Here is a 14,339-nt window from a genome sequence, read left to right on the forward strand (position 1 = left end):
CGAAATAAAAATGGTAGGCGCGAATTCGTGGATCAGCGCCTATAAAAAAAGCCACCCGATTGGGTGGCTTCTTTCCTGCAAAACAGACCTGATCAGTAAGCCTTGCCGGTCTTGTAGAAGTGTTCAAAGCAGAAGTTGGTTGCTTCGATGTAGCCTTCGGCGCCACCGCAGTCGAAACGCTTGCCTTTGAACTTGTAGGCGATCACGCAACCGTCCTGGGCCTGCTTCATCAGGGCGTCAGTGATCTGGATCTCGCCACCCTTGCCCGGCTCGGTCTGCTCGATCAGGCTGAAGATGTCCGGGGTCAGGATGTAACGACCGATGATCGCCAGGTTCGACGGCGCGTCTTCCGGCTTCGGCTTCTCGACCATGTTGCGTACGCGGTACAGGTCGTCACCGATCAGGTCGCCGGCAATCACGCCGTACTTGTTGGTTTCCTGCGGATCGACTTCCTGGATCGCGACGATGGTGCAGCGATACTGCTTGTACAGCTTGACCATCTGGGTCAGCACGCCGTCGCCTTCGAGGTTGACGCACAGGTCGTCCGCCAGTACCACGGCGAAAGGCTCGTCACCGATCAACGGACGGCCGGTCAGGATCGCGTGACCCAGGCCTTTCATTTCGGTCTGACGGGTGTAGGAGAACGAGCACTCGTCCAGCAGTTTGCGGATACCGACCAGGTATTTTTCCTTGTCGGTGCCCTTGATCTGGTTTTCCAGCTCGTAGCTGATGTCGAAGTGGTCTTCCAGCGCGCGCTTGCCGCGACCGGTCACGATCGAGATCTCGCTCAAGCCGGCGTCCAGCGCTTCCTCGACGCCGTACTGGATCAGTGGCTTGTTCACCACCGGCAGCATTTCCTTGGGCATGGCTTTAGTCGCTGGGAGGAAGCGAGTACCGTAACCGGCTGCTGGGAACAAGCATTTCTTGATCATATAAGTCCTTGAAAGGGCGGTGTGTACGAGTTTCGGCGCAGTCTAATCAGGCGGCGGCCACCTTACAATGCCCCGCTGATAGCAGACTGACGCCAACATAGAGAAACCTGAGGCCAGATAGTTCCGGGATTGTGTCAAATATTGCGACATCCGGCGCCCGGTGGCCCGATCAATGGTCGATGTTTGCGCTGCGGGCATCGACTTCAGCCGCGGATTGAAGGCTTGCGCCTTGATCTGAGCTATCATCGGCACCTTTCATCAGCCCATGGGACAGATCGATGTCGGCAGCAAAAAAAGTGAACGGTTACCTGATCACTCAAGCAAAAGACGGCCAATGGTGGCTGACCGGGGGCGACGGCGAACCTGTCGCTGGTCCGTTCCCCACCGAAGCCTTGGCCATTGAAGTGGCCTCGGTGTTCGAAGATACCCCCGCCCCCGCTCGGCGCCGTGGCAGCAAGGATTGAACGACGGCATGAACAAGCTTCTGGCATTGATTGCGCTGCTGGCCCTTGGCGGCTGCGCAACGGCGTCCAACACCTATCTGGCCAACGGCCAACAGGGGCTGGCCATCGACTGCTCGGGCGAAGCCATGTCCTGGGCCAAGTGCTACGAGAAAGCCGATGACTCCTGCGCCGGTACCGGCTACGTCATCGTCGGCACCGATGGCACACCCGCGCCCAAGGAAAGCGACAAGACCCTGGGCGTCGACGTCGGCAATTTCAAAAGCCGCACGGTGTACGTCGAGTGCAAATAGCCAGGCACTCGCCAGGCGGCTCAGCCTGAAATGCAGTGCTCCGCCGCATTGATCACGGCCGGGGGACGCAACGGGAAGTTGGACATGCTCTCGAAGACCTTGATGCTGCTGCCGCTGCCGCTGGAGCGCTCTTCAATCAATAGCACCGCCGACGGATGGGTGGAAAAACGGTCACGCACGACCACCCTGACCCCGTCCTTGTGATAGGGCTCGATCAACGAAGGGCCGCGATCCTTGGTCAGCCGTGCATCGAAGCATTGGGCATAAGCCATGGGCTTCTTGCCCGAAATCACGCTCATCGTCGGCGGTGACTGCTCGATGTCCGATACACTCGCGCACCCGCTCATGGCCAGAGCCACCAACGCCCACACACCCCACTTCATAAGCAAATCTCCGATAAAGACGGTAGGACAGCAACCAGGTGATTTTTCTCCCCTGCTCCAGGATTTAATCCAACTTTTATGGCGACAAGGCTACGCAATCCGTCAGACTGGGAGCCGGTTGCTCGAATAAATCCGCTACTGCGCTAAAAACGCCCTGCGCCACATGCTATCTTTTTGATTTTGTAGAAAAAGCCTTCTGGAGGCGCCCATGAAATTCATCCACCAGCGCGAGCACCTCAACGAAGACGACATCGTCGTGATCGACTGCTCCCAGACGTGCAACATCCGCCTCATGAACGACGCCAACTTTCGCAGCTTCAAGAATGGCGGTCGTCACACCTATCACGGTGGCGCGTTTGACACCTTTCCAGCGAAGATCACCGTCCCGAGCACCGGCTTCTGGAATATTACCATCGATACCGTGGTGACCAAGCGCGCCATCAGCGTTACCCGCAAGCCGAACCTGACACACTCGATTCGCATCATTCGGCGCTCCAGCTCGAAACTGCGCTGAATGACCACCGCTGTCCATCTTCCCGTTACAGGAATCGCCGTGAACACCAAACCCACCACCAAATACGTCATCAAATACAAGCTCAACGGTGAGCGTCGCTTCGAATTCGCCCAACTGGAAAACGGCAGCGACGAGCAAGCCCTGGCCGCGCTGAAAGCCATTCATGGCGAAAGCGCCGACGTCATCAGCGATGTGAAAGCCAGCAAGGCGCTGTAAGCGCGCCGCAAACGGCCTGCCATGACCCTCGACCTGTTTGCCGACGCGGACCTGCAACAACCCGGACGCCTTGACCCCATCGGCGCACAATCCTGCGTGCTGCGCGGCTTCGCCCTGCCCTGGGTGGAGCGTCTGTTGCCGGCCCTGGCCGAAGTGCTGGTGCAAGCGCCGTTTCGGCAGATGGTCACCCCCGGCGGCTTCACCATGTCCGCCAGCCTGAGCAGTTGTGGCACGCTGGGCTGGACCAGCGATCGCGACGGCTACCGCTACACCCGCCTCGACCCGCAGAGCGGCCGCCCGTGGCCAGCAATGCCCGAGGTGTTCCGGCAACTGGCGGTGGAGGCGGCACGGACGGCGGGCTTTGAACACTTCGCCCCCGATGCCTGCCTGATCAACCGGTACCTGCCGGGGGCGAAGATGTCCCTGCACCAGGACCGCAACGAGCGCGACCTCACGGCACCGGTGGTGTCGGTATCACTGGGCCTGCCGGCGATCTTCCTGTTTGGCGGCCATGCACGCAGCGACAGGACCCAGCGCATCCCGCTGTTTCACGGCGATATCGTGGTGTGGGGCGGCGTCGACCGCCTGCGCTTTCATGGCGTCCTGCCGATAAAGGAAGGCCATCACCCGCAGCTGGGGGCCGAACGCCTCAACTTCACCTTGCGCACCGCCGGTTAGCCGCCCGCGCCTGCGACCACCCGATACAGGCGGGCAAAGGCCTGCCCCCGAGTCAATCGACGATCCCGATATACACCGCAACGCTGTCAGGCCCGGTGTAGGCTTCGAAATCCGTGGCAAAGCGACGCTGCCCGGGGTGCTGTTCGAAGTAGGACCAGATCCGGCCCCAGGTGTCGATCACCGTCTGCGGCATGGCCCCACGCCCTTCGAAGACCAGGTAGGGACCACCCTGCACCTGCACCGTCTCATGGCCGGGTGCGGGCGCCGTGACCGCCACGGCGGCTGTCACATCGAAATAACCGCTGGCATCGGACTCATAACCGGAGTAGACGCCGTACACCAGCGAATCCGGCTGCCGGGTGCTGATTCGTTCGGCCAGCCCCTCGGCGAAAAAACCGCCCCACAACCCGCCGATCCTGGCGGTTTGCGGTTGCTGTTCATCCTGGTTACGGGTCCGGACCTGTGGGCCGGACACCTGGAAAGCGGCTACTTCCACGCGTTTCACATCCATCTGAATCGTGCTCCTGAACGGCGGTTTTGAAGTGCGACAACTTTAAGTGGATTCTCCGGTGCCGTCACCGACGATCACTCTTTTGTCCATTCAAACAGACCGCGACTGGCCTTGCGGACAGTATTCCTGATACAAATTTGCCCAGTTCTCGTCGTTATCCTTTTATCTGCCCCGGAGAAAAGTCGTCATGAGCACCTGGCCTGATACCCGTATTCTTGACCTGTTCGGCATCCAGCTACCGATCATCCAGGCCCCGCTGGCCGGTGCCACCACGTCCGCCATGATGATCGGCGTCGCCCGGGCCGGCGGCCTCGCGTCCCTGCCCTGCGCGATGCTCACCCCGGAGCAGATTCGCCAGGAAGTGCAGACCTTTCGCAGCGCGACCCAGGCGCCGTTGAACATCAACTTCTTCTGCCACCAACCGCCGACGCCGGACCCGGAGCGCGAAAAACGCTGGAAAGAGCGCCTGGCGCCCTACTACCGTGAGCTGGGCGTGGATTTCAACGCCCCGACACCGGTGTCCAGCCGTGCGCCCTTCGATGAAACCAGCTGCCAACTGGTGGAAGAGCTGCGTCCGGAGATCGTCAGTTTCCATTTCGGCCTGCCGCCCGATGCGTTGCTCAGCCGGGTGAAAGCTACCGGAGCGACCATCGTCGGTTGCGCCACCACCGTCGATGAGGCGCGCTGGCTGGTAGAGCGCGGCTGCCACGCGATCATCGCCATGGGCAACGAAGCCGGCGGCCATCGCGGCCTTTTCCTCAGCAGCGACCTCAACACCCAGGTCGGCACCCTCGCCCTGGTGCCGCAGATCGTCGACGCGGTGAAAGTACCGGTGATTGCCGCCGGCGGTATCGGCGACGGCCGCGGTATCGCGGCGGCCTTCATGCTCGGGGCCTCGGCGGTACAGCTGGGGACGGCCTACCTGTTCACCCCGGAGGCCAAGGTGTCGGCGTCCCATCACCAGGCGCTGCGCACGGCGAAGGAAAGCCAGACGGCCCTGACCAACCTGTTCACCGGCCGGCCGGCGCGGGGGATCATGAACCGGGCGATGCGCGAACTGGGGCCGATCAGCGACATGGCCCCGGCGTTCCCCCTGGCCGGTGGTGCGCTGATGCCCCTGCGGGCCAAGGGCGAGGCGGACTTCAGCAACCTGTGGGCAGGCCAGGCGTTGCGCCTGGGCGTGGAGTTGCCGGCCGAGGCATTGACCCGGCAATTGGCGGAACAGGCCCTGGCAAAACTGACCGGACGCTGATGCCCCCTTGCAGGAGCCGGCGTGTTCAAGGCGGCAAGCCCGCTCGCCACAGGAATGAAATCGCTATATATTCCGATATATAGCGATTCACTCTCCCAGCGCCGCACACTTCTTATAACAAGCGGCGCCTGTGCCTGCCCCAACGTTTGAACGGAGCCGCTTCATGATCATTCGTGCCTCACGCTTTGCCCCGACTTGCCTGGCCGCGCTGCTCGGCGTTCTTGCTTTCGGTTCGGTCCAGGCCGCTGAAGTCCAGGTGGCCGTCGCGGCCAACTTCACCGCCCCGATCCAGGCCATCGCCGCCGATTTCGAAAAAGACACCGGCCACAAGCTGGTCGCGGCCTACGGCGCCACCGGCCAGTTCTACACCCAGATCAAGAACGGCGCGCCATTCGAGGTGTTCCTCGCCGCCGACGACAGCACTCCCGCCAAACTGGAAAAAGAAGGCGATATCGTTCCCGGCTCGCGCTTCACCTATGCCGTCGGCACCCTGGCCCTGTGGTCGGCCAAGGACGGTTATGTCGACGCCCATGGCAAGGTGCTCAAGGACAACCAGTACCAGCACCTGTCCATCGCCGATCCCAAGGCCGCGCCCTACGGCCTGGCCGCCACCCAGGTACTGGGCAAGCTGGGCCTGACCGACAAGGTCAAGGACAAGCTGGTCACCGGCCAGAACATCACCCAGGCCTACCAGTTCATCTCCACCGGCAATGCCGAGCTGGGGTTTGTCGCCCTGTCGCAGATCTACAAGGACGGCAAGGTCACCAGCGGCTCGGCGTGGATCGTCCCGGCCGATATGCATGACACCATCAAGCAGGACGCGGTGATCCTCAACAAAGGCAAGGACAACGTCGCCGCCAAGGCCCTGGTGGACTACCTCAAGGGACCGAAAGCCGCCGCCATCATCAAGTCCTACGGCTACCAGATCTAAATGCCGCTCTCGAGTGCCGACCTCGCCGCCATCTGGCTGACCCTGAAACTGGCGTCCCTGGTCACCGTGATCCTGCTGGTGATCGGCACTCCGATTGCGCTCTGGCTGGCCCGCACCCGCTCCTGGCTGCGCGGGCCGGTCGGGGCCGTGGTGGCGCTGCCGCTGGTGCTGCCACCGACGGTGATCGGCTTCTACTTGCTGATCGCCTTCGGCCCCAACGGTTTTATCGGCCAGTTCACCCAGTCCATCGGGCTGGGCACCCTCACCTTCAGTTTCACCGGGTTGGTGATCGGCTCGGTCATCTACTCGATGCCCTTCGTGGTGCAACCGTTGCAAAACGCTTTCAGTGCCATCGGCACTCGCCCGTTGGAGGTGGCGGCAACCTTGCGCGCCAACCCCTGGGACACTTTCTTCAGCGTGGTCCTGCCCCTGGCGCGACCGGGCTTTATCACCGCCGCGATCCTCGGCTTCGCCCATACCGTCGGCGAATTCGGCGTGGTGCTGATGATCGGCGGCAATATTCCGGAAAAGACCCGGGTGGTCTCGGTGCAGATCTACGACCACGTCGAGGCCCTGGAATATCTGCAGGCCCATTGGCTGGCCGGCGCCATGCTGGTGTTTTCCTTCCTCGTGTTGCTGGCGCTGTACTCGAGCCGCAAGACCAGAATGAGCTGGAGTTGAGCCATGGCTGCTTCGATACAGGTCCGCCTGCGGCTGAACTATCCGGACTTCGCCCTGGACCTCGACCTGCAACTGCCCGGTCGTGGCGTTACCGCCCTGTACGGGCACTCGGGTTCGGGCAAGACCACCTGCCTGCGCTGCATTGCCGGCCTGGAAAAGGCCCCCGAGGCCTTGATCCGGATCAACGACCAGGTGTGGCAGGACAGCAGCCGCCAACTGTTCGTCCCGCCGCACAAGCGCGCCCTGGGTTATGTGTTCCAGGAAGCCAGCCTGTTCGCCCACCTGTCGGTACGCGCCAACCTGGAATTCGGACTACGCCGCATTCCTCGCGAACAACGCCGGGTCGACATGGCCCATGCCACCGGGCTGCTGGGCATCGGTCATTTGCTCGACCGTCACCCACAGCACCTGTCCGGCGGCGAGCGCCAGCGCGTCGGCATTGCCCGGGCGCTGCTCACCAGCCCGCAGTTGCTGCTGATGGACGAACCGCTGGCGGCGCTCGACAGCCAGCGCAAGAGCGAGATCCTGCCGTATCTGGAACGCCTGCATGACGAACTGGAAATCCCGGTGCTCTACGTCAGTCACGCCCAGGACGAAGTGGCGCGCCTGGCCGACCATATCGTCCTGCTCGGCGCGGGCAAGGCCCTGGCCAGCGGCCCGATCGGCGAAACCCTGGCACGCCTCGACCTGCCCATGGCCCTGGGCGATGACGCCGGCGTGGTGATCCAGGGCACGGTCAGCGGCTACGACCCCCAGTATCAGTTGCTGACCCTGCAATTGCCCGGCAGCCAGCTGAGCATGCGGGTGGCTCACGAACCGCTGGCGCCGGGCAAGCACCTGCGCTTCAAGATCCAGGCCCGGGACGTCAGCCTCAGTCGGCAACCGGGCGAACACAGCAGCATCCTCAATCTGTTGCCGGTGACGATCACCGGTGAAATCCCCGCCGACAACAGCGCCCACGTGCTGGTCCGGCTGGAGGCCGCGGGCACGCCGTTGCTGGCACGGATCACCCGTTACTCCCGTGACCAGCTCAAGTTGGCACCGGGGCAGAGCCTCTGGGCGCAGATCAAGGCGGTGGCGGTGCTGGCCTGAGCCCCCCGCCCCTGTAGGAGCCAGCTTGCTGGCGATGGCGGCCGGATAGTCGCGGCAAGACTTTCGGTTCTCATCTCCAGCAAGCTGGCTCCTACATTTGGTTTCGTGACGTTCGCAAAACCGGAGTTCTTCTTCAAAGAGTCGGTTAAGCATAGAGGCGGATATATAAGCCGTTACATTTACGCTGTGACTCACCCAACAATCAGATAATAAAGTTGCGCTTCAGCATTCATTCAACTTAATTCCATCAAAACGCACATTTGAGGTTGACTTGACGCCGGAGCCTGAGTAAATTTCCCGGGCCTGCTGCTCAGGCCTTTTTTCAACTCACAAAAGAACCCAATGGACACAGTATCTAGACGCTGTCCGGTTCCCGCGAATGCGGTTCACCGGGCGCTTAACCCAGAAAATGACGGGACTCGACGTACAGGTCGGGTGAGCTGCGCCAGGGCTTGATGCTCCTTCCGTAACTCGCCTCTGCCGGCGCCAGTCCGGTCGCGAGGTGTGTTATGACTTTCAAATCCGCTGTAATGCCAGGCGTTCGCGCCTTTGCTTCGAACATGCGCGTCAAGCTGTCCCGCGAGTCGGTGAAAGCCCCGCGTGGCAACGCGCTGTTCGCGACCCCTTCCTACAAGGCTTCGGCACGCGCCTGCGTCGCCTGGCGTATCTGCCCGACCACCGGCCAGCTGCAACAACGCTGGAATTTCGATGACAGCCAGGACCCGCAGAGTATGGGGCTTGCGCAGCTGTCCCAGCGCGCCGGCCTGATCCCGAACCTGTCTGTCGAGGCCCGCGCCGCTTAATTGCCTTGCGCTGACAATGACAACTACCGCAACAGCATTTCGAACTTCGAAGTGCACGGCATTGTCATGTCTTTAATTATTAACAGTCGAGCACTTCATTATGGACGAAGCCAGTAGGCGGTTCGCTGTCCGTCATTATTTCGTGGACGGGCAGCGAACGTTAAACCTCTATACGCCCCCTAATTCGAATTCATCGCATCCGCGTGACTCGGCCTGTATTCGTTCGCCTGTTGAATAGGTGAATCGTCTATATGCCCGGTCACACAGAGGTGACAGAGGCATAGTTATGAACGCAGTCAAAGACCCTATCCGACCCACCGGAAACCGCGCCAAGGACGACACCAAGCTGTCGATGCGCGCTGCCCGTGAATCCCAACACACCCTCGCCACCACATTGAGCAACGTCAAGGCCAGCCGTGACGGCCTGACCGAACTGGACGCCGCCGGCCGCCTGCAACGCGAAGGCTTCAACGAGGTCGCCCACGACAAGCCGCCGCACGCCCTCATCCAATTCCTCCAGGCGCTGAACAACCCCTTCATCTACGTGCTGCTGATCCTCGCCGGCATCAGCTTCTTCACCGACTTCTGGCTGGCCGAGCGCGCCGGCGAAGAAGGCGACCTGACCAAGGTCATCATCATCATGACCATGGTGACCCTGAGCAGCACCCTGCGCTTCTGGCAGGAACACCGCTCGGCCAAGTCCGCCGAAGCCCTCAAGGCCATGGTCCGCACCACCGCCACCGTGCTGCGGCGCGAGCAGATGGGCAACAAGCCGGTGCTGCGTGAAGTGCCGATGCGCGAACTGGTGGCCGGCGATATCGTGCACCTGTCGGCCGGCGACATGATTCCGGCGGATATCCGCCTGATCGAATCCCGCGACCTGTTCATCAGCCAGGCGGTGCTGACCGGCGAAGCCTTGCCGGTGGAAAAGTACGACACCCTCGGCGATGTCGCGGCAAAATCCGCCACCACCGGCACCGACCAGAGCAACCTGCTGGACCTGCAGAACATCTGCTTCATGGGCACCAACGTGGTCAGCGGCACCGCCAAGGCCGTGGTGGTCGCCACCGGGGCGCGCACCTACTTCGGTTCGCTGGCCAAGGCGATAGTCGGTTCGCGGGTACAGACCGCCTTCGACCGTGGGGTGAACAGCGTCAGCTGGCTGCTGATCCGCTTCATGCTGGTGATGGTGCCGGTGGTGTTCCTGCTCAACGGTTTCTCCAAAGGCGACTGGAGCGATGCACTGCTCTTCGCCCTGGCGGTGGCGGTGGGCCTGACCCCAGAAATGCTGCCGATGATCGTCAGCGCCAACCTCGCCAAGGGCGCCATGGCCATGGCCCGGCGCAAGGTGGTGGTCAAGCGCCTGAACGCGATCCAGAACTTCGGCTCCATGGACGTGCTGTGCACCGACAAGACCGGCACCCTGACCCAGGACAAGATCATCCTCGAACACCACGTCGACGCCGCGGGCCAGCGCGATGAAGCGGTGCTGGGGCTGGCCTGGCTCAACAGCTTTCACCAGAGCGGCATGAAGAACCTGATGGACCAGGCGGTCCTGCAATTCTCCCGGGAGAATCCCAAGTTCCAGGAACCGTTCGCCTACAGCAAGGTCGATGAACTGCCCTTCGACTTCGTCCGCCGGCGCCTGTCGATCATCGTCAAGGACAGCCGCAACGACCACCTGCTGGTCTGCAAGGGCGCGGTCGAGGAAATGCTCGCCATCTCCAGCCACGTCATGGAAGGCAACGCGGTCGTGGCCCTGGACGAGCAACGCCGCAAGACCTTGCTGGCCCTGGCCAACGACTACAACGAGGACGGTTTCCGCGTCCTGCTGCTGGCGACCCGCGACATTCCCAAGGCGCAGGCCAAGGAGCAATACAAGACCGCCGACGAGCGCGGCCTGGTCATCCGTGGCTTCCTGACCTTCCTCGATCCGCCGAAGGAAACCGCGGGACCGGCGATTGCCGCCCTGCGCGACATCGGCGTCACGGTCAAGGTGCTGACCGGCGACAACGCCGTGGTCACCTGCAAGATCTGCCGTGAAGTCGGCCTGGAGCCGGGCCTGCCGCTGCTGGGCCAGGACATCGAGCACATGGACGAGGCGACCCTCAAGCGGCGGGTCGAGGAGCGCACGGTCTTCGCCAAGCTGACCCCGCTGCAGAAATCCCGGGTGCTCAAGGCCCTGCAATCCAACGGCCACACCGTGGGCTTCCTCGGCGACGGCATCAACGACGCCCCGGCCCTGCGGGACGCCGACGTCGGCATCTCGGTGGACAGCGGCACGGACATCGCCAAGGAATCGGCCGACATCATCCTCCTGGAAAAGAGCCTGATGGTGCTGGAAGAAGGCGTGCTCAAGGGCCGCGAAACCTTCGGCAATATCATGAAGTACCTGAACATGACCGCCAGCTCCAACTTCGGCAACGTGTTCTCGGTGCTGGTGGCCAGCGCGTTCATTCCGTTCCTGCCGATGCTGTCGATCCACCTGCTGCTGCAGAACCTGATCTACGACATCTCCCAGCTGGCCCTGCCGTGGGACAAGATGGACAAGGAATTCCTGCGCAAGCCGCGCAAGTGGGATGCGAAGAACATCGGGCGCTTCATGCTGTGGATCGGGCCGACCTCGTCGATCTTCGACATGACCACCTTTGCCCTGATGTGGTACGTGTTCGCCGCCAACAGCGTGGAAGCCCAGGCACTGTTCCAATCCGGCTGGTTCGTCGAGGGCCTGCTGTCGCAGACGCTGGTGGTGCATATGCTGCGGACCCAGAAGATCCCGTTCTTCCAGAGCACCGCGTCGTTGCCGATCATCCTCATGACCTGCCTGGCGGTGTCCATCGGCATCTACCTGCCGTTCTCGCAACTGGGCACGCTGGTCGGCCTGGTCCCCCTGCCGATGGCGTACTTCCCATGGCTGGTTGGCACCCTGCTGGCCTACTGCGTGGTGGCCCAGGGCATGAAGACCTTCTACATCCGCCGCTTCAAGCAGTGGTTCTAACGCGCTTCCAAGGATGAAACCGAACCTGTAGGAGCCGGCTTGCTGGCTCCTACAGGGTTCGCGCCGCTCGCAACATCGCACCCGACAAAACCGGCCATTCCCCGGAGCCCACCATGGAACCACTCTCCCAGTTCCTCACCGTTCTCGACTACAGCTATCGGGCGCTGTCGGTCCTGTTCCTGACCAAGGCGGCAAAAGTGGTCAGGCGGGTCACCGTGAAGCTCTATGTTCGCCGGACGCTGACCGCCATCGAAATGCGCTACCTGCTGGCGTTCTCCAGCACCATGAGTCGTGTCTCGGTGAGGTTGTTGCGCCCACCCAGAAAGTAAAAAACCAGTACGTGGAGAATCCTCATGTCTGGAACCGCTCTGTTGATCCACCTCGCCGGCGCCATTGCCCTGCTGCTGTGGGGCACCCACATGATTTCAACGGCACTGCTGCGCGGCTTCGGCACCCAGCTGCGCAATGGCCTGGGCCGCAATCTCGATAAACGCTGGAAGGCCCTGCTCTGCGGCATCGGCATCACCAGCGTGCTGCAAAGCAGTACCGCGGTGAGCCTCATGGCCACCTCCTTCACCGCTGCCGGCACCCTCAGCCTCGCCCCGGCGCTGGCGGTGATGCTGGGGGCCAATATCGGCTCGACCCTGGTGGTGCAACTGCTCAGCTTCGACACCTCGATCGCCATCCCCCTGGTGCTGCTGGCGGGCTTCGTGGTGTTCCGCCTGCGCGACGACTCGCGCTATGAAAGCGTCGGCTGCGCCCTGATCGGCCTGGGCCTGATGCTGCTCGCGCTGAGTCTGCTGAGTGCCGCCCTCGAACAGCTGGAAAGCACACCGCTGTTCCATGTAGTCATGCAAGGCCTGGACGGCGATCTGCTGATCGCCCTGCTGGTGGCGGTGTTGCTGACCTGGATCTGCCACTCCAGCGTCGCGGTGATCCTGCTGATCGCCTCCCTGGCCGGCACCGGTACCCTGTCGCCGGTCACCACCCTGGCGCTGGTGCTCGGGGTCAATATCGGCGGCGCCCTGCCCTCGCTGATGAATGCCGCCACTCCGGTCGCCCGGCGCCTGCCCCTGGGCAACCTGCTGGTACGGCTGTTCGGCACGCTGCTGGTGCTGCCGTTCGCCGACCTGTTGGGCAAGAGCCTGGCCGAGGCCGCCGTCACCCCGGCGCATCGGGTGGTCTACCTGCATATCGCCTTCAACCTGCTCCTGGCCCTGGGCTTTATCGGCCTGGTGGACGAGCTCGCCAAGGGTCTGACACGCCTGCTGCCGACGCCGGAACAGGCCGCCGACCCGGGCATGCCGCAGTACCTCGACGAGGCCGGACTGGAAGTGGCCAATATCGGTCTGTCGAACGCCGTGCGCGAAGCCCTGCGCATCGCCGACATGCTCTCGGTCATGCTCGAGCGGGTGCTGCAGCTGTTCCAGAAACCCGGCGAAGTCTCGGCCGAGGCTATCCGCCAGCTCGACCAGTCCCTGGACCTGCTCAGCGCGGCGATCCGGGCCTACCTCGCGGATATCGGCCAGGACGGCCTGAGCGACGAGGATGCCGACCGCGCCCAGGAAATCCTGATGTTCGTGATCAACCTGGAGCATGCCGGCGACATTCTCTCCACCAACCTCGCCCAGTTGGCGGCGCGCCGTCGGCGCCGTGGCGAAAGCTTCTCGGGGTTCGAGCTGGGGCACATCCATCCGCTGCACGAGGAACTGCGCGAAAGCCTGAGCCTGGCAGTCACCGTGTTCCTGCGTGAAGACATCGCCACCGCGCATCGGCTGGTGGAGCGCAAGGAAGTGATTCGCCGCCTGGAAGCCGGTGCCAGCCGCGAACACTTTCGCAAACTCAGCGCCGACAAGAGCACCTGGGCCGAATCGGGGGATATTTTCCAACGGGTGTTGCGCGATTACCGGCGCGTGCACCACCACATCGCGGCGCTGGCCTATCCGGTCCTCGAACGGTCGGGAGAACGCGCCCTGGAAGCCCAGTCGCCGGGCGCGAGTGAACCGGCGCCAGGGCCCGTGCACGCCTTTGAGCTCAACGACGACAACCTGATCGACAAGGACAACTACCCATGCGCGTCCTGATCTGCGCCGGGCGCTACTACTTGAACGCTGCCATGTGCCGCAAGGTGCTGGAGGCCTATCACCAGACCCGCAAGATCAGTGTGCTGATCCACGGCGGCAACCAGTTCCTGGGCAGCGAAATCGAGGATTGGGCCCGGGAAAACGGCACGCACCTGGTGCGCTATCCGTCCAATTGGCAGCTCTACGGCAAGCAGGCCGAACGCCGGCGCAACCAGTTCATGCTGATGGACAGCGAACCTGAGCTGGTGATTGCCTTTCCGGGCGGCAGCGACACCGAAGACCTGGTGGCCCAGGCCAGGGCCCTGGAGATCGAAGTCCTCTCCCTGGAGGACTGAACACCTGTTCACCCTTTTTCAAGCAACACCCCTGCCCGGCCTTTCATTCCGGTAAAGGCCAGGCCATTGCCTGCACGCGGTCAACTGACCGTTCACCCCGAAGGAGCATCAAGCATGAATGAAGACCCCAGTTGTAACGCCCCCTACAACGACACCCATCCACCTTTGTCCGTTT

General features: G+C 62.6%; 17 protein-coding genes. 14 read left to right on the forward strand and 3 right to left on the reverse strand.

The window, feature by feature from the left end; all coding sequences use genetic code 11:
• Positions 1-92 precede the first annotated feature (92 nt).
• On the reverse strand, positions 93-932 hold the full coding sequence (gene galU, locus NUH87_RS04565) for a UTP--glucose-1-phosphate uridylyltransferase GalU (RefSeq protein ID WP_040068380.1): 840 nt from the start codon (positions 930-932) through the stop codon (positions 93-95).
• A 278-nt stretch (positions 933-1,210) separates the two neighbouring features.
• On the opposite strand from galU, the gene NUH87_RS04570 reads away from it, so the two are divergent.
• Both NUH87_RS04570 and NUH87_RS04575 read left to right on the forward strand, forming a co-directional pair.
• On the forward strand, positions 1,211-1,396 hold the full coding sequence (locus tag NUH87_RS04570; protein ID WP_040068382.1) for a hypothetical protein: 186 nt from the start codon (positions 1,211-1,213) through the stop codon (positions 1,394-1,396).
• An 8-nt stretch (positions 1,397-1,404) separates the two neighbouring features.
• Positions 1,405-1,686 carry a hypothetical protein gene (locus NUH87_RS04575; protein WP_040068385.1) on the forward strand — a complete coding sequence of 94 codons (282 nt, stop codon included), beginning with the start codon at positions 1,405-1,407 and terminating at the stop codon, positions 1,684-1,686.
• Between the two features lie 20 nt (positions 1,687-1,706).
• On the opposite strand, the gene NUH87_RS04580 is transcribed toward NUH87_RS04575, so the two are convergent.
• Positions 1,707-2,069 carry a hypothetical protein gene (locus NUH87_RS04580; protein ID WP_338524953.1) on the reverse strand — a complete coding sequence of 121 codons (363 nt, stop codon included), beginning with the start codon at positions 2,067-2,069 and terminating at the stop codon, positions 1,707-1,709.
• 208 nt (positions 2,070-2,277) lie between these two features.
• Here NUH87_RS04580 and NUH87_RS04585 point away from each other — a divergent pair, with 208 nt between their 5' ends.
• From NUH87_RS04585 to alkB, 3 genes are read left to right on the forward strand one after another with little or no spacing between them, the layout of a single operon-like run.
• Entirely contained in the window at positions 2,278-2,583 is a 306-nt protein-coding gene (locus NUH87_RS04585; RefSeq protein WP_040068390.1) for a DUF1883 domain-containing protein, read from the forward strand.
• Between the two features lie 39 nt (positions 2,584-2,622).
• Positions 2,623-2,799 (forward strand): hypothetical protein, encoded by a 177-nt coding sequence (locus NUH87_RS04590; RefSeq protein ID WP_167337445.1) that lies wholly within the window; start codon positions 2,623-2,625, stop codon positions 2,797-2,799.
• Between the two features lie 21 nt (positions 2,800-2,820).
• Positions 2,821-3,477 carry a DNA oxidative demethylase AlkB gene (alkB, locus tag NUH87_RS04595; RefSeq protein WP_338524954.1) on the forward strand — a complete coding sequence of 219 codons (657 nt, stop codon included), beginning with the start codon at positions 2,821-2,823 and terminating at the stop codon, positions 3,475-3,477.
• 52 nt (positions 3,478-3,529) lie between these two features.
• Here the strand turns inward: alkB and NUH87_RS04600 are convergent, their stop codons facing one another.
• Positions 3,530-3,988 (reverse strand): GyrI-like domain-containing protein, encoded by a 459-nt coding sequence (locus tag NUH87_RS04600; protein WP_338524955.1) that lies wholly within the window; start codon positions 3,986-3,988, stop codon positions 3,530-3,532.
• 187 nt (positions 3,989-4,175) lie between these two features.
• On the opposite strand from NUH87_RS04600, the gene NUH87_RS04605 reads away from it, so the two are divergent.
• From NUH87_RS04605 to NUH87_RS04645, 9 genes are all read left to right on the forward strand, one after another.
• The gene (locus NUH87_RS04605; protein ID WP_338524956.1) at positions 4,176-5,240 is read left to right on the forward strand and encodes a nitronate monooxygenase; all 1,065 of its coding nucleotides are present in this window, start codon (positions 4,176-4,178) and stop codon (positions 5,238-5,240) included.
• Between the two features lie 163 nt (positions 5,241-5,403).
• Positions 5,404-6,171 (forward strand): molybdate ABC transporter substrate-binding protein, encoded by a 768-nt coding sequence (gene modA / locus NUH87_RS04610; RefSeq protein WP_338524957.1) that lies wholly within the window; start codon positions 5,404-5,406, stop codon positions 6,169-6,171.
• A complete protein-coding gene (gene modB, locus NUH87_RS04615) occupies positions 6,172-6,852 on the forward strand; it encodes a molybdate ABC transporter permease subunit (RefSeq protein WP_338524958.1) in 681 nt (226 codons plus the stop codon).
• A 3-nt stretch (positions 6,853-6,855) separates the two neighbouring features.
• Complete coding sequence (modC, locus tag NUH87_RS04620; protein ID WP_338524959.1) at positions 6,856-7,944, forward strand: molybdenum ABC transporter ATP-binding protein; 1,089 nt, start codon at positions 6,856-6,858, stop codon at positions 7,942-7,944.
• Positions 7,945-8,453: 509 nt separating this feature from the next.
• Positions 8,454-8,747, forward strand: a complete 294-nt coding sequence (locus tag NUH87_RS04625) for a hypothetical protein (protein WP_338524960.1) — start codon at positions 8,454-8,456, stop codon at positions 8,745-8,747.
• Positions 8,748-9,033: 286 nt separating this feature from the next.
• On the forward strand, positions 9,034-11,745 hold the full coding sequence (mgtA, locus tag NUH87_RS04630; RefSeq protein WP_338524961.1) for a magnesium-translocating P-type ATPase: 2,712 nt from the start codon (positions 9,034-9,036) through the stop codon (positions 11,743-11,745).
• A 113-nt stretch (positions 11,746-11,858) separates the two neighbouring features.
• Positions 11,859-12,074: a hypothetical protein gene (locus NUH87_RS04635; RefSeq protein WP_338524962.1), complete on the forward strand. Its 216-nt coding sequence runs from the start codon at positions 11,859-11,861 to the stop codon at positions 12,072-12,074.
• A 24-nt stretch (positions 12,075-12,098) separates the two neighbouring features.
• Positions 12,099-13,829, forward strand: a complete 1,731-nt coding sequence (locus NUH87_RS04640; RefSeq protein ID WP_338524963.1) for a Na/Pi cotransporter family protein — start codon at positions 12,099-12,101, stop codon at positions 13,827-13,829.
• On the forward strand, positions 13,817-14,164 hold the full coding sequence (locus tag NUH87_RS04645; RefSeq protein ID WP_338524964.1) for a DUF2493 domain-containing protein: 348 nt from the start codon (positions 13,817-13,819) through the stop codon (positions 14,162-14,164). The genes NUH87_RS04640 and NUH87_RS04645 overlap by 13 nt, the downstream gene beginning before the upstream one ends.
• The last annotated feature ends 175 nt before the right edge of the window (positions 14,165-14,339 follow it).

Origin of the sequence: Pseudomonas batumici, from assembly GCF_036585405.1 — a bacterium.
Classification (GTDB): Bacteria; Pseudomonadota; Gammaproteobacteria; order Pseudomonadales; family Pseudomonadaceae; genus Aquipseudomonas; species Aquipseudomonas batumici.